Source organism: Aquabacterium sp. OR-4 (genome assembly GCF_025290835.2).
GTDB lineage: Bacteria > Pseudomonadota > Gammaproteobacteria > Burkholderiales > Burkholderiaceae_C > Pseudaquabacterium.
This window is the reverse complement of record NZ_JAOCQD020000001.1, coordinates 186,660-203,041: the sequence shown is the minus strand read 5'-3', so window position 1 is coordinate 203,041 and position 16,382 is coordinate 186,660. Positions and strand designations below refer to the sequence as shown.

The window sequence follows — 16,382 nt, the reverse complement described above, 5'->3', positions numbered from 1 at the left end:
GGGCGCAGGCCGGCATGCTCATTCCCAGGGGTCGGCGCCAGGCTGCGGCGGGTTGGCATGGGGCATGGCCGGGGCATCGAGCGGCGCGGCCCACAGACGATGGCCGGGCGCCCAGCCCAGCGCGCTGATCGCGCCAGCGTCCAGCGCCAGGGCCTGGCCCGGCGCTGGTGCGGGCAGCAGCATGGCGGCAAAGCCGTCGCGCCGGCCGTTGTCCACCAGCCACCAGGCGGGCGGCGCGGCGGACGCCGCTGCGCCGGGGCCGCGGCCGGCTGGCGCGGCCTCGGCCGCCACGGCGCGGCGGCGGCGCACGGTCTTGAGCGTGGCCACGCGGCCCTCGGCGGTGGGGCCGCCGTCAAACAGGTTCAGGTAGGTGTCGCCGTCCAGGCCCTCGTCGAGCAGCATGCTGAACGGCAGGTCGCCCACCGGGTGCAGCTGGCCCAGGCTCCACTGCGCCTCCTCGGGCAGCAGCGGCACGTAGATCGGGCCCTGCGGCATCAGCTCGGCGATCCAGCCCTTGGGGCTGAAGCCACCGGTCAGGCGCTCGGCCTCGGGGTAGCCCATGCCGAAGAAGCGCTGCCCCACGGCGTCCCAGAACGGGCAGCGGCCCGATTCGTCGGCCAGGCCCGGGTTCTCGGCGGCGATGCGGTCTGAAAAGCGCTCGGCCTGCGCCGCGATGAAGGCCAGGCGCCCGCGCGACAGCAGCTGCGGCGCCGGCGTGTCGGCCAGCGCGGCGTCGATGTGAAAGCCGGTGAGCAGGGTCACGCCGGTGAGGTCGTGGCACAGGTGCAGGGTGTGGATGCGGTTGCGCGCGCCGAGCGCCGGCGCGGTCTGCACGATGAACTCGTTGCGGTAGCTGTAGAAGCGGTCGTTGAAGCCGGCCGCCGCGGCAATGCCGGCAGTGCCGGCCAGGCGGCCGCTGCGCAGCTCTTGCAGCACGAACAGGTAGCGCTCCTCGCCGCTGGCGTCGTCGTCGCTGGTGAAGGCGGCCTGCGATTGCGCGATCTGCTCGGCCAGCGCGGCGCGCTCGGTGGCCAGCGAGCTGATGCCGATGGCCCGCGCCTGGGCCAGCGCCGCCAGGGCGTCCACATCCTCGGGTCGCGCGGCACGCAGCAGCCAGCGGGTCATGCCAGCCCCTCGTCGGCCGGGGATGCCGGCCGGCTGGGCAGCGGCGCGGCGCCCGACCCGCCCGGCGCGGTGTCGGCCATGGCCTGAGGCGGGCTGCCTTCAGGCCAGGCGCTGGCTTCACGCCAGGCCGCGGCACGCGGGTTGCGCTCGTCGCGCGGCGTGCGGCCATGGAAGGCGCGGTAGGCGTTGCTGAAGTGCGGGCCCGAGGCAAAGCCGCAGCCCAGCGCGATCTGCAGCACCGACTGGCTGGTCTGGCGCAGCAGGCGCTGGGCCAGCGCCAGGCGCAGGCCCAGGTACCAGCGCGAGGGCAGCGCGTCGAGGTGCTGGCGGAACAGGCGCTCGAGCTGGCGCCGCGACACGCCCACCAGGCGCGCGATCTCCTCGGTGGGCAGCGGCTCGGCCAGGTTGGCCTCCATCAGCGCCACGGCCTCGGCCAGCTTGGCCGAGCCGCCGCCCTGCTGCGCGGCCAGGCGCGCGCCCAGCGGTGCATGCTGGCGCGCGTCGGCCGCCGGCACATGGGCCAGGCCGAACTGCGCCGCCAGCTCCTGCGCAAAACGCTCGCCGTGGTGCTGGCCCAGCCAGCCGATCAGCAGGTCGCGGCTGGCCTGGTGGCCGGCGCAGGTGAGGCGGCCGCGGTCGATCTCGAACACCCGCTGCGACACCAGCACCTCGGGGTGGCGCTCGGCCAGCGGGCCGATCTGCGGCCAGTGCACGGTGGCGCGGTGGCCGCGCAGCAGGCCGGCCTCGGCCAGCCAGGCGGCGCCGGTGCCGATGCCGCCCAGCAGCCGACCGGCGGCGGCCGATTGCAGCAGCAGGGCCAGCAGCTCGGCGCGCGCGGCGCTGGGCGGGCCGGGCCGCAGGGGCTGCTCGGCCACCACGCACAGCGCGTCCAGCGGCCCGGCGGCGGCCAGCGGCCGCACCAGCAGTTGCACGCCGGCGGCGCTGGCCACGCGGCATTCGGCGCCCAGCGGATCGGCCATCACCTCGCCGCCCAGCAGCACCGGCGTGTAGGCCGGCAGGCCGCGCGGCGCCGTGCCGGCCTCGGCCAGCAGCGCATTGGCCGCCTGCAGCACATCGGTGGCCCCGGCCAGCGCCCCCAGGCCGAAGCCGGGCAGCAGCACGAAGCCCCAGCGTTGCGTCATGTCAGCCGCGCAACCGGCGGGTGCGCCGGCCGGCCCGGCCTGGCCCGGCGCCCGGCCCGCTGGCCATCGTCGCGTGCCGGCGTGTCACTTCAGGCCGCCGGAGAGAAACTGCCTCAGCCGCTCACTTTGCGGGTTGGCCAGCACGGTGCGCGGCACGCCGGCTTCTTCAACCCGGCCCTGGTGCAGAAACACCAGCTGGCTGGCCACCTCGCGGGCAAAGCCCATCTCGTGCGTCACCACCAGCATGGTGCGGCCCTCGGCGGCCAGTTCGCGCATCACGGCCAGCACCTCGCCCACCAGCTCGGGGTCGAGCGCCGATGTGGGCTCGTCGAACAGCATCACCTCGGGATCCATGGCCAGCGCGCGGGCGATGGCCACACGCTGCTGCTCGCCGCCCGAGAGCTGGGCCGGGTACACGTCGCGCCGGTGGCTCAGGCCCACGCGGGCCAGCAGCGCGTCGGCGCGCTCGATGGCCTCGGCACGCGGCCGGCCCAGCACGTGGATCGGCGCCTCGGTGATGTTCTGCAGCACGGTGCGGTGGCTCCACAGGTTGAAGCCCTGAAACACCATGGCCAGGCGGGCGCGCCAGCGCTGCAGCTGGCGTGCATTGGCCGCGCGCAGGCTGCCGTCGCGGTCGCGCGCCAGCGCCAGGCTTTCGCCGGCCAGCGTGAAGCTGCCCTCGTGCGGCTGCTCGAGCAGGTTCAGGCAGCGCAGCAGCGTGCTCTTGCCCGAGCCGCTGCTGCCGATGATGGCCACCACATCGCCCTGCGCCGCCTGCAGCGAGACGCCGCGCAGCACCTCGCGCTCGCCAAAGCGCTTGTGCAGGTTGTCGATGCGCAGGCCATGGGCGCTCATTGCGCCCCCGGCCATGGCAGTTCGGTGGCCTGGTGCAGGCTGATCGCCGGCCGCTCGGCGGCCAGTGCGCTGATCTCGCGCACGAAGCGGCCCGACTCGGGCACCGCAAAGTGCTGCTGCAGCGCGGCCAGATCGGCCCAGCGCTCGATGAACACCAGGCGCGCGGGGTTGTCGCTGTCCAGGTGCACGCCATGCTCCAGGCAGCCGGGTTCGCGGCGCGAGCGCGCCACATGGGCCTGGGCGATGGCCAGGGCCTCGGCCGTGCGGCCGGGCTGGGTGATCACATGGCCAAGAACGATGATCATGGGGCGGGGCTTCGCATCAGGGGTGGGAGGCGGCATCCTCGCATGCCGTGCTCAGGGCGACAGCAGCGCGCCCTCGCGCTGCGCCTGGGCCCCGGCCACCTTGCCCACCGACATGCCGGCCACCGCGAAGCGCCGGTTCTCGCGCGCGAAGAACAGGCCGTCCACCGGCGTCTTGAGGGGTGTGAGTGCGCCGGTGAACGGGTCGATCAGCTCGGCGATCGTGTCGCCAGCCGTCACCCGTTCGCCCGGCGCACGCACGAACACGATCACGCCACCATGCGGTGCCACCAGCGGCATCGAGCCGGCCAGCGGCGTGGCCTCGCAGCGCAGCGGCGGCAGCGCGGCGGCGTCGGACGGCGCGTCGGCCACCAGGCCGCGCAGCGCCAGAAACTGCTCGATGGCGGCGGCGTCCTGCGCGGCCAGCGGGTGGGCCACATCGGCCTCGCCGCGCAGCTCGATGGTGACGGCCAGGCAGGCCTGCGGCAGCGGCGTGGCCGGGCCGAACTGCCGCGCCAGCAGCGCCCAGGGCATCGACAGCGCCTCGTCAAAGGGCTCGCCGCCCGACTGCTCGGCCAGCAGCACCGCCTGCGCGCCCATGCAGCGCGCCAGCGGCTGCAGGCCGGGCCAGCAGTCGGGCGTGGTGTAGAAGTGCAGCACGCCTTCGCCGTCGCAGTGCAGGTCGAGCACCACGTCGGCATCCACGGCCAGGCCGAACAAGGCCTTGCGCAGGCTTTGCAGCTCGCTGGCTGCGGGCAGCGCGGCCACCGCGGCGCGCAGGGCGGCGCGCACCCGGGCCACGTTGGCGGCGGCATCGGCACCCAGCTGGCCGCGCACGGCCTCGGCCACGGCCGGCGCCAGGTCGGCATAGGCGCGGTTGAAGTTCTCGCCACTGGCCAGCTCGAAGCGGCCCTGGTGGCTGCGCAGCGTCCACTGGCCGATGCCGATCGGGTTGGCCGCCGGCACCAGCACCACCTCGCCGCGCAGGCGGCCGGCGCTCTCGAGCGCGCCCAGGCGCTGGCGCAGATGGTGGGCCACCAGCATGCCGGGCACCTCGTCGGCATGCAGCGAGGCCTGGATCAGCACCTTGGGGCCGCTGCCCGGCGTGCCGTAATGCAGGCTGGTGAGGCTGCGTGTGGTGCCGGGCACGGCCGGCAGCAGGGGATGTTGGATCGTCAGCATCGCTACGCAAGAAAGGAGCCGCGGGGCTTGTGGCGCCGCGGCGTTCAGGCCGGCTGCGCCGACCGCGCCATCGGCGCCAGCCAGCGCCGCTCGGCGGCATGGAACAGACCCACCAGCACCACCGTGATCAGCAGGTAGAACACGGCGGCGGTGATGAAGGCCTCGAAGGGCAGGTAGTGCACCGAGTTGACCTCGCGGGCCACGCCGGTGAGGTCGTGCAGGGTCACCACGCTGGCCAGCGCGGTGGCGTGCAGCATCAGCACCACCTCGTTGCTGTAGGCCGGCAGCGCCCGGCGCAGCGCTTGCGGCAGCACGATGCGGGTGAGCGTGGCCGTGCGCGAGAAGCCGAGTGCGCGCGCCGCCTCCACCTCGCCGGCCGGCACCGCCTTGATGGCCCCGTGCAGGATCTCGCAGGTGTAGGCGCAGGTGTTGACGGCCAGCGCCGCCACGGCGCAGAACCAGGGCGAGCGCAGCGCTGTCCACGCCACGCTGTCGCGCACCGCCTCGAACTGCGCCAGCCCGTAGTACAGCAGGAACAGCTGCACCAGCAGCGGCGTGCCGCGGATCACATAGGTGAAGCACCACACCGGCCGCCACAGCCACGGCGAGGGCAGGCTGCGCAGCAGCGCCAGCGGCAGCGCCGCGGCCAGGCCGGTGGCCAGCGCGGCCAGCAGCAACTGCAGCGTCACGCCGCTGCCGGCGGCATACAGCGGCAGGCTGTCCCAGATGACTTGCAGGTTCATGGTGCGGCCACTGCCTGGTTGATCACAGTGCGGCCACCTTCTGGTTGATCACAGCGCGGCCACTTTCTGGCCGGTGCCCAGGCGCCGCGCCAGCCAGGCGAAGAAGGCCTCCGACAGCGAGGTGAAGCCCAGGTACACCAGGGCCACCGCCAGGTAGAAGGTGAAGGGCTCGCGCGTGGCGCCGGCGGCCTGCGCGCCGCGGCTCATCAGGTCGGACAGGCCGATCACCGAGACGATGGCCGTGCTCTTGATCATCACCAGCCAGTTGTTCGACAGACCGGGCAGCGCGTGGCGCAGCATCTGCGGCCCGACGATGCGCAGCAGCACCTGCGCGCGGCTGAAGCCGAAGGCCAGTGCCGCCTCGCGCTGGCCGGCCGGCACGGCCAGGAAGGCGCCGCGCAGCACCTCGGTGAAATAGGCGCCGAAGATGAAGCCGATGGTCGACACGCCGGCCACGAAGGGGTCGATGTCGACATAGGCCCAGCCCAGGCGCTCGCCCAGCGCGTTGATGGCCGTCTGGCCGCCGTAGAACACCAGCAGCATCAGCACCAGATCGGGCACCGCGCGGATCACCGTGGTGTAGACCTGGGCCGTGCCGCGCGCCGCGCGCGAGCGCGACAGCTTGGCCACCGCCCCGGCCAGGCCCAGCGCCAGCGCGATGGCCAGCGAGGCCAGCGCCACCGCCAGTGTCAGCGCGGCGCCTTCGAGCAGGCTGAGGGTGTAGCCGTGCAGCATGGCTCAGACCTGGATCGCAGCGACCCGCGATGCCTGACTCCGGCCAGGCCCAGCGACCGCCGCGCAACCGGCTTGGCCGGGCCGCTGGCGGTGCCCCCCTGGGGGGCAGGCGCCGAAGGCGCTTCGAGGGGGGGTCATGTCAATTGCCGTACACGTCGAAGTCGAAGTACTTGTCCTGGATCTTCTTGTACGTGCCGTTGGCGCGCAGCGCCTTGATGGCGGCGTTGAACTTCTGCGCCAGCGCGTCGTCGGCCTTGCGCACCGCGATGCTCGAGCCGGTGCCGAAGTACTTGACGTCGTTGTAGGCCGGGCCGAAGAACGCAAAGCCCTTGCCCTGCGGCTTCTTGAGGAAGCCGCCGTCCACGGCCACCGAGTCGGCCATGATCAGGTCCAGCCGCCCGGCGGCCAGGTCGAGGTAGACCTCGTCGGCCTTGGCATAGCGCACGATCTCGGCGCTCTTGAAGTTGTCGGTGGCGTAGCGGTCGTGGATGGTGGCGCGCTGCACGCCCAGCTTCTTGCCCTTCAGGCTCTCGGCCGTGGGCTGCAGCGCCGTGCCGGCCTTGGCCACCAGGCGCGCCGGCGTGCTGTAGTACTTGTCGCTGAAGTTCACCGACTTGCGGCGCTCGTCGGTGGCCGCCATCGAGGCCAGGATGGCGTCGAACTTGCGCGCGTTCAGCGCCGGGATCATGCCGTCCCACTCCTGCTGCACCAGGCTGCATTCGGCCTTCATCTCGGCGCACAGGGCCCAGGCCATGTCGATGTCGAAGCCCTTCAACTTGCCGTCTGGGCCCACCTCGCTGAAGGGCGGGTAGGCGCCTTCGACGCCGATGCGCAGCTTCTTCCAGTCAGGCGCCTGGGCCTGGGCGGCGGGGGCCAGCGACAGCGCGGCCAGCAAGGTGGCCAAGGCGGCGGGGATCAGGCGTCGTTGCATGCGGTGCTCTCCTGGGGGTCGGGCTGAATGGATGGGCGCGGATGGGGCGCGCCAGGCCGGAAGGTTAACGCCTGCGCTCAGCGCGCCGGCACGGGCGCCCAGGGTGTGTGCAGCGGCTGCGCCATGCGCACCGGGTGCACGTCCAGGCCCAGGCGGTGCACGCTGTAGTCCTCGTCGCCGCCCTCGGGGCTGGTCCAGCCGATGCTGCCGGGCGCCTTGTACAGCCGCCATTCGAAGCCCAGCGCGGCGCGTGCCTCGCCGGCACCGCCTGCCCCGCCGGCGCCACCGCGCGGGTCGAAGCTCAGGCCGCGCACTTCGGTGTAGCTGGCGTCGATCAGCTGGCCCATGCGCGTGGCCAGCACGCCGTTGGCCAGCCAGTCCACATCAAAGGGCTGCAGCGTGTTGTAGGGCTTGTAGCCCGGCGCCGCGGGGTCGTAGACCTGGCCGCGGGCCTTGTGCGCCACCGGCGTGAAGCGGCGCGTGGCCAGGTCGAGCCGGTCGCCGGCGTCCAGCAGCGAGACGCGCGCGCCCTGCAGGTTGAAGGCGCCGGCCGCGGCGTCGCTGCGCGCCTCGGCCAGATCCACCAGCACCGCCTGGCCGCCCAGCATCTCCACCTGCGTGCCGCGCACCGCGGCGGCCGAATCCTCTTCGACGCCCAGGCCCAGCATGTAGCCCGTGCGCTGCATCAGCGGCAGCAGGCGGCCGATGCGCCCGCGCTTGAGAAAGTGCTGGTCAACCAGCAGCGCCGGGCCGACGAAGCCCAGGCCGCGGCCGAATTCGTGGCCCTCGCGCAGCTGGCCCTTGAGCACGCCCACCACATCGGGCGCGTCGACGAACATCGTCGCGCTCATGATCGCCGCGCCGGCCGAGGTGCCGGCCACCACGCCACCGGCGCGGTAGAGCTCCCAGATGGCCTGCAGCAGCGGCGACGCCTGGCCACCGGGCAGCAGGCTGGCCACGATGCGGTCCTGCGAGCCGCCGGTGAAGAACACGCCGCGCGCGGCGCGCACCTGGGCGATCAGCGCGGGGTCGCGCACCGCCTCGGCCACCGGGCGCTCCTTGAGCAGCGGCGAGACCGGCAGCGTGTGCACCACCGCGCCGCGCTGGCGCAGCTGCCTGGCGGCGTTGTCGGCACTGCTTTGCGGCGACTCGCTGGCCGTGCCCAGCACCACCCAGGTGGTGCCCGGGCCGCCGCTCAGCTGCACCAGCTGGCGCCACACGGCCTCGTTCTCGTTGCGCAGCGCACCGCCGATGGCCACCGCGACGCCCTGCACCGCGGCCGCTGCGCCCGCGGCCGCCGGCGCTGCCGAGGCCTGCGCCAGCGCCCCGCCCGGCGCGCCCAGCAGGCCGGCCAGGCCCAGGCAGAGCAGCAGGCGGCGGCGGGCGGGCGTGGAGGCGGGCATGGGCAGGGGCCGCGGCGGCGGCCGGTCGGGAAGGCAAGGCCGCGATGTTGGCACCGCCCGTGGCGCGCCGACAGCCCGCTTGCCGGCGCGCGAAAGAACATGTCGCTTGCACGCAAGCCGGCACGGGCGCCGGCCCGGCCTTGCGACATGCCCGCGACAGCCGCTTGCGGCGATGCGACGGCGAGTTGCGGCCAAGCGACGATGCCGTTTCGTGGCGCTTGCTGCCCGGTAAAGGCTTTCTAGACTGCGCCGAACCCAGCCCCGCCAGGAGAACCGCCCATGCCCGCCCGCCGCACTGCCCATCGATTCATGCTCCGGGCCAGCGCCCAGGCCCTGGCGGCCGCGCTGGCCACCGGCGCCCTGGCCGGTGCCGCCCAGGCCCAGGGCACGCCGCAGCGCGTGGAGATCACCGGCTCGGCGATCAAGCGCATCGACGGCGAGACCGCGCTGCCGGTGCAGGTGATCACCCGCGACGAGTTCACCAAGCAGGGCGCCACCACGGCGGCCGAGATCATCTCGCGCCTGGCCGCCACGGCCAGCAACCTGACCGATGGTGGCAGCGTGGCCTATGGCGGCTTTCGCGACCAGATGGGCTTCAACGGGGCCAACCTGCGTGGCCTGGGCGTGAGCAGCACCCTGGTGCTGCTGAACGGCCGGCGCATGGCCAACTTTGCCTCGCCGGGCGATGCCGCGGGGGTCGACCTCAACAGCATCCCGGCCGCCGCCATCGAGCGCGTGGAGGTGCTGCTGGACGGCGCCTCGGCGCTGTACGGCTCCGACGCCATCGGCGGCGTCATCAACTTCATCACGCGCAAGGATTTCACCGGCATCGAGCTTGCAGCCAGCGCGCTCAAGACCACCGAGGGCGGTGGCGGCGACAAGCGCAGCGCCACGCTGTCGGGCGGCTATGGCGACCTGGCGCGCGACCGCTTCAACGTGATCGCCGTGCTCGACCTGCAAAAGACCACCAAGCTCAATGCGATGAACCGCAAGTTCATCAAGGATCTGCAGATCCCCGAGCGCCTGCCCGACCTGCTGTCGAGCTACACCTTCCCGGGCAACATCCGCCTGTCGAGCAGCCAGCTCGACACGCTGGTGGGCGAGGGCTTCTCGACCAATGGCAAGACGGTGATCGACAGCCGCACCATCAACCCCGCGGCAGCCACCGGCTGCAACCCGCCGGCCAACCTATACCTGCCCGAAGGCATCGGCGGCATTGACGGCTGCACCTTCGACTACATGCGCGACATCGAGCTGTACCCCGAGTCGACCAAGAGCAGCCTGTTCACGCGCGCGATGGTCGATCTGGGGGGCGGCCACAACGCATTCGTCGAGCTGTCGCTGGCGCGTGCGCGCACGCTGTACTCGGGCACGCCCAACCGCTATGCGCCCGACATCGACGTGTCGCTGGTGCCGGCGCTGGCCGGCAGCGCCCTCAACAGCCTGGACGCCGACCACGAGGACCGCCTGATCACCGTGCGCACGCGCCTGTCGGAGGCCGGGCTGCGCACCAGCGAGCTGGTGTCCACCGGCCAGCGCCTGGTGCTGGGCACCACCGGCCTGCTGGGCACCTGGGACTACGAGTGGGCGCTGAACCACGGCATCAGCAAGGTCAGTGACCGCGACCACCAGGGCTACCTGAACGAGCAGATGCTGATCGACGGCTTTGCCGACGGCACGCTCAACCCCTTCGGCCCCAGCGGCGCCGCCGGGCGTGCGCTGTACGAGGCGGCGCAGATCCGCGGCGAGGTGCGCAGCGCCAAGGGCACGATGAGCAGCCTCGACCTGAAGGTCTCGCGCCCGCTGATGAAGCTGGCCGGCGGTGACCTGGCTTTGGCCCTGGGCGGCGAGCTGCGCCGCGAGCGGCAGGATTACCACCAGTCGCAGGCCCTGGCCGCCGGCCTGATCCTGGGCGAAAGCTCGCAGGGCCCGGACGCCGATTTCGGCAAGTCGCGCCGCGTCAGCGCGGTGTTTGGCGAGATTTCGGCACCGCTCAGCAAGCAGCTCGAGCTGCAGGGCGCGATGCGCTATGAGCACTACCAGACCAGCGGCGGCAAGCTGAGCCCCAAGCTGGGCCTGAAGTACGCGCCCATCCGCGAGCTGCTGCTGCGCGCCTCGGCCGGCGCCGGCTTTCGCGCGCCGAGCATGAGCGATCTGTACCGCCCGGTCACCGAGGGCGCCTCGGCCACGTTGGTGGATCCGGTGTGCATGGCCGCCGACCCCGAGAACACGCCCACCGACTGCTCGGAGATCTGGACCACGGTGAACTACAGCAATGCCAAGCTCAAGCCCGAAACCAGCCGGCAGCTGGCGCTGGGCCTGGTGTTCGAGCCGGCGCGCGACATGAGCCTGAGCCTGGACTACTGGGCCATCGAGAAGCGCAACCTGATCAGCACGCTGGGCGTGGACGTGATCCTGGCCAACCTCGACAAGTACGGCAGCCTGGTGCACCGCGACGAGGACAACGAGATCGACCACATCGACCTGGTGAAGGAAAACCGCGGTGCGCAAAAGATCTCGGGCCTGGACATCGGCCTGGCGATCAGCAAGATCGCCTCGCCGGTGGGCCAGTTTGGCGCGCGGCTGAACGGCACGCTCACGCTGCGCAGCAAGCAGCAGACCGGCAATGGCGACCCCTTTGTCAGCAACCTGGGCCGCTTTCTGAACGACGGCGTGGTGCAGCGCTGGCGCCACACGATCAGCCTCGACTGGCAACGCGGCCCGGTCAACGCCACGCTGTCCAACAGCTTCCTGTCGGGCTATGGCGACCAGCTCATCGTCGGCAAGGCCGACCGCCGGGTGTCGTCGTACTCGCTGTGGAACCTGTCGGCCGGCTGGGAGCCGATGAAGGCGCTGAGCCTGCGCGCCACGGTGCAGAACCTGTTCGACACCGCGCCGCCGTTCTCGCAGCAGGCCTGGTTCTTCCTGTCGGGTTACGACCCCAGCTACACCGACACGCGCGGCCGCAGCGTCTCGCTGAGCATGAACTACGCGTTCAGGTAGCCGTCAATCCAGGCCCAGCACCTGCCGCAGGAACATCACCGTGGCATAGAACTGGTAGTCGGCGTTTTCCTTGCGCGCGAAGCCATGGCCCTCGTTGGCCGCGCGCAGGTACCACACCGGTTTGCCGTTGGCCTGGGCCTGGGCCACGATCTGCTCGGCCTCGCCCACCGGCACGCGCGGGTCGTTGGCACCCTGCACCACGAACAGCGGTTGGGTGATGCGCCGGGCATTGGTCAGCGGCGAGATGCGGTGCAGGAACGCGCGCATGGCCGGATCGCGCTCGTCGCCGTACTCGACGCGGCGCAGGTCGCGGCGGTAGCTCTCGGTGTTCTCGAGAAAGCTCACGAAGTGCGAGATGCCCACCACGTCGATGCTGCCGGCAATGCGGCTGGCGTAGTGCGTGGCCACGGCCAGGCTCATGTAGCCGCCGTAGCTGCCGCCGGCCACCACCACGCGGGTGGGGTCGAGATCGGGCTGGCTGGCGATCCAGTCGAGCAGGGCGCCGATGTCCTTGACCGAATCCTCGCGCAGCAGGCCGTTGTCGAGCGACAGGAAGGTCTTGCCATAGCCGGTTGAGCCGCGCACGTTGGGCCGCAGCAGGGCCATGCCCAGGTCTTGCACATAGTGGTTGTTGCGCCCGCCATAAACCACCTTGGCCTGGCCCTCGGGCCCGCCGTGGATGTGGATCAGCACCGGCCGGCGGCCGGCAAAGCGCGACGGCGGGCGCTGCAGCAGGCCCGAGATGCTGCGGCCGTCAAAGCTCTTCCAGCGCACGATCTCGGGCTCGCTGAAGGCCGCCACGTCGAGTGCCGGGTGCAGGCGCGCGTGGCTCCAGGCCTGGGGCGCGGCGGCGGGCGTGCCATCGGCGCCCAGGCGCAGGCCCCACAGCTGGCTGGGGCCCTGGGCGCCGTTCACCGCAAAGGCCAGCTCGGGCCGCGCGGGATGGAACCGGAGGTCGACCACGCTGCCGCCGGGCAGCGCGCCGGTGGGCAGCCAGCGGCCGCTGGCCGCGTCCATCAGGCGCAGCTCGTCGCGGCCGTCGATGTTGATGCGCAGCGCCAGCCGGCGGCCGTCGGGCGAGAGGTCGATCTCGTCCACGTCCCAGGGTGTGTCGGCGCTCAGCGGCTGCAGTGCGCTGTCGGCCAGGCTCAGCCGCCACAGCTGGCGGAACTCGCTGCCGCGGTCGCTGGTGAGGTAGAGCTGGCGGCCGTCGGGGCTGAAGCGGCGGGCATGGTGCACCGCGCGCGGCGCGCCGGGCTGCGGCAGCAGCAGGCGGCGCTGGCCATCGGCCAGGTCCAGCAGCCACAGCTCGCTGTCGGTGGCCGAGATGTAGCGCCGCATCGCCGCCAGGCGGCCATCGGGGCTGATGGCGCCCAGGTCCCAGCCGGTGCCGGGCAGCTCGGCGAGCGGGCGCACCGCATCGCTGGCCGTGGCGGGTTGCAGCGGGTCGAGCAGCCACAGCCGGGTGCCGGGGTTCTCGCGCCGGCCGCCCTGGGCGGTGCGGTCCAGCGGCACCGAGCTCACCAGGGCCCGCGGCGTGCGCTGGCCGGGCAGCCAGTCTTCGAAGGTGTGGCGCTGCTCGGGGTGGGTCAGCAGCACCGGCGCCTGGCCGGGGGCGTCCAGGCGCCACAGCTGGTAGGCCTCGTTGCCGCCCTGGGCGCGGCTGAACACGATGAAGCGGCCGTCATCCGGCGCATACCGGGCGCTGGCCACCGGCTCGCTGCTGTCGAGCAGGCCTTCGGGCGTGGCCGGGCCGCCTTCAGCGGGCGCGCCCAGGCGCATCAGCTGGGCCACCGCGGCGCCGGCCGGCCGGTGGCTGACCAGCATCTCGCGCCGCTGCGGGTGCCAGTCGAGCAGCGTGTGGCCGGCAAAGTCGGTGTAGCGGGCCACCGCGTCGGCCACCGCCTGCGGCACCGGCGGCACCTGGCGCAGGTGCAGGGCGGCGGGGGGCGTGACCCAGGGGCCGGCGGCGGTGGTGGGCGTGGTGGCGGCCGCGGGTGGGCCGGGCGTGGCACTGGCACAGCCGACGAGCCCGCGGGTGGCGAGCGTGGCGGTGGCCAGGGCCAGCAGCGAGCGGCGGTGCATCGAGGTCATCGGGCAGCGTCTGCAGGGTTGGCAATGCGGCCGATTCTGGCCCCGCCAGCCGCCGCCCCGGGCGGTCACGGCGGATGGGCGGCTGCGGGCTTTCCCGGCCGCACGGCCCGGGGGGCCGCAGGGGCGTGGCGCAGGCGCCGCGTTGGGGGGCGCGCTCAGGGCGGCGCGCAGCGGAAGCTGTCGGCCGCTTCGACATCGCCGCCGGCATAGCGCGCCACGCGCGGCCAGGGGCACAGCGGCCGGCTGCGCTGGGTGCTCCAGCCGGTGGGGCGCTCGGGGTTGGCGGGGTGAACACGGGCCTCGATGCGATCGGGCGCGCGGCCCTGCTCCACCCAGTCCATCAGCGCGCCCAGGGCGTCGAAGCGGTCGGTGGCCGGGCCGCCGGCGCAGTGGTTCATGCCGGGCACCGCAAACACGCGCGCCACCTCGTCGGCGGGGCCCAGGCCCAGCGCGGTGTGCAGCCGGTCGGCCCAGGCCAGGGTGTCCAGCGCCGAGAACACCGGGTCGGCCACGCCGTGATAGACCAGCAGCTTGCCGCCGTGGCGCGCCAGGCTGGCCAGGCGCGGCTCCAGCACCTCGGGCGGGGTGAACAGCGCCAGCGCCGATTCGGGGTGCTCGGCGTCGCTGGCGGCAATGGCCGGGGCGTCGCGGTCGATGTCCAGCCGCGCCAGGTAGTCGCGCAGCGCGGCCACCGAGCCATCGCCCAGCGCCGCGGGCGGCGTGCTCATCACCTGCGACAGCGTGGCCGGGGCCAGCACCGCCAGCAGTGGCAGGCTGTCGAAGGCCGGCTCGGCCGAGTCGAGCTGCCAGCGCCGCCATTGCGCGCCGGCAATGCCGGGGTCCATCGGCCAGGCGGCGTACAGCGGCTCGCCGGCGCGGGTGAGCGGCCCGCCAAAGGCCCGCTGCAGCGCCTGCACCTGCAGCGGCGCCAGGCAGGCGCCGGGGCCCTCGGCCAGCGCACGGCCGGCCTCGCTGCGGGCGGTGGACGGCAAGGGGGCCAGGGTGCGCGGCAGCAGCTGTTCTTCCGTCAGCGCGGCCAGGGGCCTGGCCGGGGTCTTGAGGCTGGTCTTGGGGCTGGCCTTGGCGGCGGGCGCGGTGCCGGGCCGGGTGCCGGGCTTGGTGTTCGGCGCCGCGGCCGCTGCGCCCTGCCGTGCGGCGGCCACCTCGCCGGGGGCCATCGCGGCGGCCTGGGCCAGCGGCACCGGGCATTGCAGATCCTGGAAGCGGAAGGCGCGCTGGCAGCGCCGCACGTCACCCACGACGCCGTCATGGAGCTGGTCCAGCGCGTCGCAGCGTGCCAGCACGCGTGCGCCCACCTCGCGCAGCTGCGCCGGCGTGAAGGCGCGGCGCAGGTCGGCGCTCACGGCCATCCAGCTCTGCAGGCTCCAGGCCTGGGCCAGCGTGGCGCGCGGCAGGTTCATGGCCGGTGCGCCGGCCAGCAGGCCGTCGTAGTGGTCGGGGTGGCGCGAGGCGGCCATCAGCGCGCGCCGGCCCCCTTCACCGCAGCCGGCGATGTAGCGGTATTTCGGCGCGGCGCCGTAGTGGCGCGTGGCCAGGGCCAGGGCCAGCGGCCACACGGCGGCGTCGGCGGCGTGGGCCAGGTCGCGCCGGGCCTGCGCATCGGCGCCATAGGCCTGCGGCGCGGCCAGGCCGTAGCGCAGATCGGCTGGCGCGGTGGCCTGGTGGCCGCCGTCGCTGGTGAGCACGGCGATGCCGCGGCCCAGCGCATCGGGGCCGGGCTGCACCGCCAGCGTGCCGTAGGCCGGCGTGGCCATGCCGTCCTGCGGCTGGTGCAGCAGGCGCTGGCCGTCGCCACGCGGCAGGCGCAGCTCGAAACCGATGGCATAGGGCCGGCCGTCGCTGCCGGTGCGCTCGCCCAGGCGGCCGCGCACCAGGCAGTGCGCCGGGTGGCCGGCGGCATCGGCGGGCAGGTCTTGTGCGTCGGTGATGCGCAGGCCGGGCCAGCCGGCCAGCGCGCCGGCCAGCTGGCGGCAGGCCACGGGCGGGCTGCGGCCGTTGCTGCTGGGCGGCGGCGGCAGGCCGTCGGCCTGGTGGCCCAGCCCGGGCAGTTGGCTGGCGCAGCCGGGCAGCAGCAGGCTCAGCGTGGCCAGTGAGAGGGCCAGGCCGGAGCGGGCGGTGGGGGCGGTGGCGGGGTGGAGTCGGGTCATGGGCGTGCAGGCGTTCCCCCCGCGATCATGGGCCGCCGCGCCGCGCCCGATCGGCCGAACAAGGGCAGGATGGCCGGCCCGTTGTCGAGACGGTGCGGGGCCGTTCGTCGTGCAGCGGTGGCCATGCGGGCGGCCCGGCCGGGCGCCCAGGCCGGCCGCGCCGCCCCGTCGTTGCGCCCCTTTCTCATTCCGGAGCCCTTGCCATGAGCCAGTCCCCTGCCCACGCCATTCCCGAGGGTTTTCACACCCTCACGCCGCACCTGGTGTGCGCCGGCGCGTCCGACGCCATCGCCTTCTACGGCCGGGCCTTCGGCGCCGTGGAGCTGAGCCGCCTGCCCGGCCCGGGCGGCCTGCTGATGCATGCCTCGATCCGCATCGGCGACTCCATCGTGATGCTGCACGACGAGTTTCCCGAGATGGGCGCGCGCGGCCCCAAGGCCATTGGCGGCACGGCCGTGACCCTGCACCTCTACACCACCGACGCCGACGCCGCCTTTGCCCGCGCGGTGGATGCCGGCTGCAGCGTGGTGATGCCGCTGGGCGACCAGTTCTGGGGCGACCGCTACGGCGTGGTCGAAGACCCCTTCGGCCACCGCTGGTCGATCGCCATGCAGCTGCGCCAGCTGAGCCCGCAGCAGATCACCGAGGGCCTGCAGGCCATGGCCGCCCAGGGCCCGGGCTGCGCCTGAATCGGTGAGC

General features: G+C 73.5%; 13 protein-coding genes. 2 read left to right on the top strand and 11 right to left on the bottom strand.

Features of this window, described 5'->3' with window-relative positions; all coding sequences use genetic code 11:
* Positions 1 to 18 precede the first annotated feature (18 nt).
* The 9 genes from astA to N4G63_RS00740 all read right to left on the bottom strand — a co-directional run bounded on the left by astA (position 19) and on the right by N4G63_RS00740 (position 8,418).
* Entirely contained in the window at positions 19 to 1,125 is a 1,107-nt protein-coding gene (astA, locus tag N4G63_RS00780) for an arginine N-succinyltransferase (protein ID WP_260789325.1), read from the bottom strand.
* Positions 1,122 to 2,267 carry a GlxA family transcriptional regulator gene (locus N4G63_RS00775; protein WP_260789326.1) on the bottom strand — a complete coding sequence of 382 codons (1,146 nt, stop codon included), beginning with the start codon at positions 2,265 to 2,267 and terminating at the stop codon, positions 1,122 to 1,124. The genes astA and N4G63_RS00775 overlap by 4 nt, the downstream gene beginning before the upstream one ends.
* Before the next feature lie 84 nt (positions 2,268 to 2,351).
* Positions 2,352 to 3,137, bottom strand: coding sequence for an ABC transporter ATP-binding protein (locus N4G63_RS00770; protein WP_271016972.1), 786 nt, complete (start codon positions 3,135 to 3,137; stop codon positions 2,352 to 2,354).
* Complete coding sequence (locus N4G63_RS00765; RefSeq protein WP_260789328.1) at positions 3,119 to 3,427, bottom strand: putative quinol monooxygenase; 309 nt, start codon at positions 3,425 to 3,427, stop codon at positions 3,119 to 3,121. The genes N4G63_RS00770 and N4G63_RS00765 overlap by 19 nt, the downstream gene beginning before the upstream one ends.
* A gap of 51 nt (positions 3,428 to 3,478) precedes the next feature.
* Positions 3,479 to 4,606, bottom strand: coding sequence for a succinylglutamate desuccinylase/aspartoacylase family protein (locus N4G63_RS00760; RefSeq protein WP_260789329.1), 1,128 nt, complete (start codon positions 4,604 to 4,606; stop codon positions 3,479 to 3,481).
* 44 nt (positions 4,607 to 4,650) lie between these two features.
* Positions 4,651 to 5,349, bottom strand: a complete 699-nt coding sequence (locus N4G63_RS00755) for an ABC transporter permease (RefSeq protein ID WP_260789331.1) — start codon at positions 5,347 to 5,349, stop codon at positions 4,651 to 4,653.
* A gap of 48 nt (positions 5,350 to 5,397) precedes the next feature.
* Positions 5,398 to 6,084 carry an ABC transporter permease gene (locus N4G63_RS00750; protein ID WP_260789333.1) on the bottom strand — a complete coding sequence of 229 codons (687 nt, stop codon included), beginning with the start codon at positions 6,082 to 6,084 and terminating at the stop codon, positions 5,398 to 5,400.
* A gap of 139 nt (positions 6,085 to 6,223) precedes the next feature.
* Positions 6,224 to 7,015 (bottom strand): L-arginine-binding protein AotJ, encoded by a 792-nt coding sequence (aotJ, locus tag N4G63_RS00745; RefSeq protein WP_260789335.1) that lies wholly within the window; start codon positions 7,013 to 7,015, stop codon positions 6,224 to 6,226.
* 77 nt (positions 7,016 to 7,092) lie between these two features.
* The gene (locus tag N4G63_RS00740) at positions 7,093 to 8,418 is read right to left on the bottom strand and encodes a cyanophycinase (protein ID WP_314599228.1); all 1,326 of its coding nucleotides are present in this window, start codon (positions 8,416 to 8,418) and stop codon (positions 7,093 to 7,095) included.
* 309 nt (positions 8,419 to 8,727) lie between these two features.
* On the opposite strand from N4G63_RS00740, the gene N4G63_RS00735 reads away from it, so the two are divergent.
* A complete protein-coding gene (locus tag N4G63_RS00735; RefSeq protein ID WP_260789339.1) occupies positions 8,728 to 11,421 on the top strand; it encodes a TonB-dependent receptor in 2,694 nt (897 codons plus the stop codon).
* A gap of 3 nt (positions 11,422 to 11,424) precedes the next feature.
* Here N4G63_RS00735 and N4G63_RS00730 read toward each other — a convergent pair whose 3' ends face one another.
* Both N4G63_RS00730 and N4G63_RS00725 read right to left on the bottom strand, forming a co-directional pair.
* On the bottom strand, positions 11,425 to 13,515 hold the full coding sequence (locus N4G63_RS00730) for a S9 family peptidase (RefSeq protein ID WP_314599227.1): 2,091 nt from the start codon (positions 13,513 to 13,515) through the stop codon (positions 11,425 to 11,427).
* 155 nt (positions 13,516 to 13,670) lie between these two features.
* Positions 13,671 to 15,683, bottom strand: coding sequence for a tannase/feruloyl esterase family alpha/beta hydrolase (locus N4G63_RS00725; RefSeq protein WP_314599226.1), 2,013 nt, complete (start codon positions 15,681 to 15,683; stop codon positions 13,671 to 13,673).
* A 203-nt stretch (positions 15,684 to 15,886) separates the two neighbouring features.
* Between N4G63_RS00725 and N4G63_RS00720 the strand changes: the two genes are divergently transcribed.
* The gene (locus N4G63_RS00720) at positions 15,887 to 16,372 is read left to right on the top strand and encodes a VOC family protein (RefSeq protein ID WP_260789347.1); all 486 of its coding nucleotides are present in this window, start codon (positions 15,887 to 15,889) and stop codon (positions 16,370 to 16,372) included.
* Positions 16,373 to 16,382: the final 10 nt, after the last annotated feature.

Bases quoted from the DNA above. Each gene is read 5' to 3' on its own strand.
- astA (WP_260789325.1), bottom strand. From the start codon at position 1,125: ATGACCCGCTGGCTGCTGCGTGCCGCGCGACCCGAGGATGTGGACGCC.
- N4G63_RS00775 (WP_260789326.1), bottom strand. From the start codon at position 2,267: ATGACGCAACGCTGGGGCTTCGTGCTGCTGCCCGGCTTCGGCCTGGGG.
- N4G63_RS00770 (WP_271016972.1), bottom strand. From the start codon at position 3,137: ATGGCCGGGGGCGCAATGAGCGCCCATGGCCTGCGCATCGACAACCTG.
- N4G63_RS00765 (WP_260789328.1), bottom strand. From the start codon at position 3,427: ATGATCATCGTTCTTGGCCATGTGATCACCCAGCCCGGCCGCACGGCC.
- N4G63_RS00760 (WP_260789329.1), bottom strand. From the start codon at position 4,606: ATGCTGACGATCCAACATCCCCTGCTGCCGGCCGTGCCCGGCACCACA.
- N4G63_RS00755 (WP_260789331.1), bottom strand. From the start codon at position 5,349: ATGAACCTGCAAGTCATCTGGGACAGCCTGCCGCTGTATGCCGCCGGC.
- N4G63_RS00750 (WP_260789333.1), bottom strand. From the start codon at position 6,084: ATGCTGCACGGCTACACCCTCAGCCTGCTCGAAGGCGCCGCGCTGACA.
- aotJ (WP_260789335.1), bottom strand. From the start codon at position 7,015: ATGCAACGACGCCTGATCCCCGCCGCCTTGGCCACCTTGCTGGCCGCG.
- N4G63_RS00740 (WP_314599228.1), bottom strand. From the start codon at position 8,418: ATGCCCGCCTCCACGCCCGCCCGCCGCCGCCTGCTGCTCTGCCTGGGC.
- N4G63_RS00735 (WP_260789339.1), top strand. From the start codon at position 8,728: ATGCTCCGGGCCAGCGCCCAGGCCCTGGCGGCCGCGCTGGCCACCGGC.
- N4G63_RS00730 (WP_314599227.1), bottom strand. From the start codon at position 13,515: ATGACCTCGATGCACCGCCGCTCGCTGCTGGCCCTGGCCACCGCCACG.
- N4G63_RS00725 (WP_314599226.1), bottom strand. From the start codon at position 15,683: ATGACCCGACTCCACCCCGCCACCGCCCCCACCGCCCGCTCCGGCCTG.
- N4G63_RS00720 (WP_260789347.1), top strand. From the start codon at position 15,887: ATGAGCCAGTCCCCTGCCCACGCCATTCCCGAGGGTTTTCACACCCTC.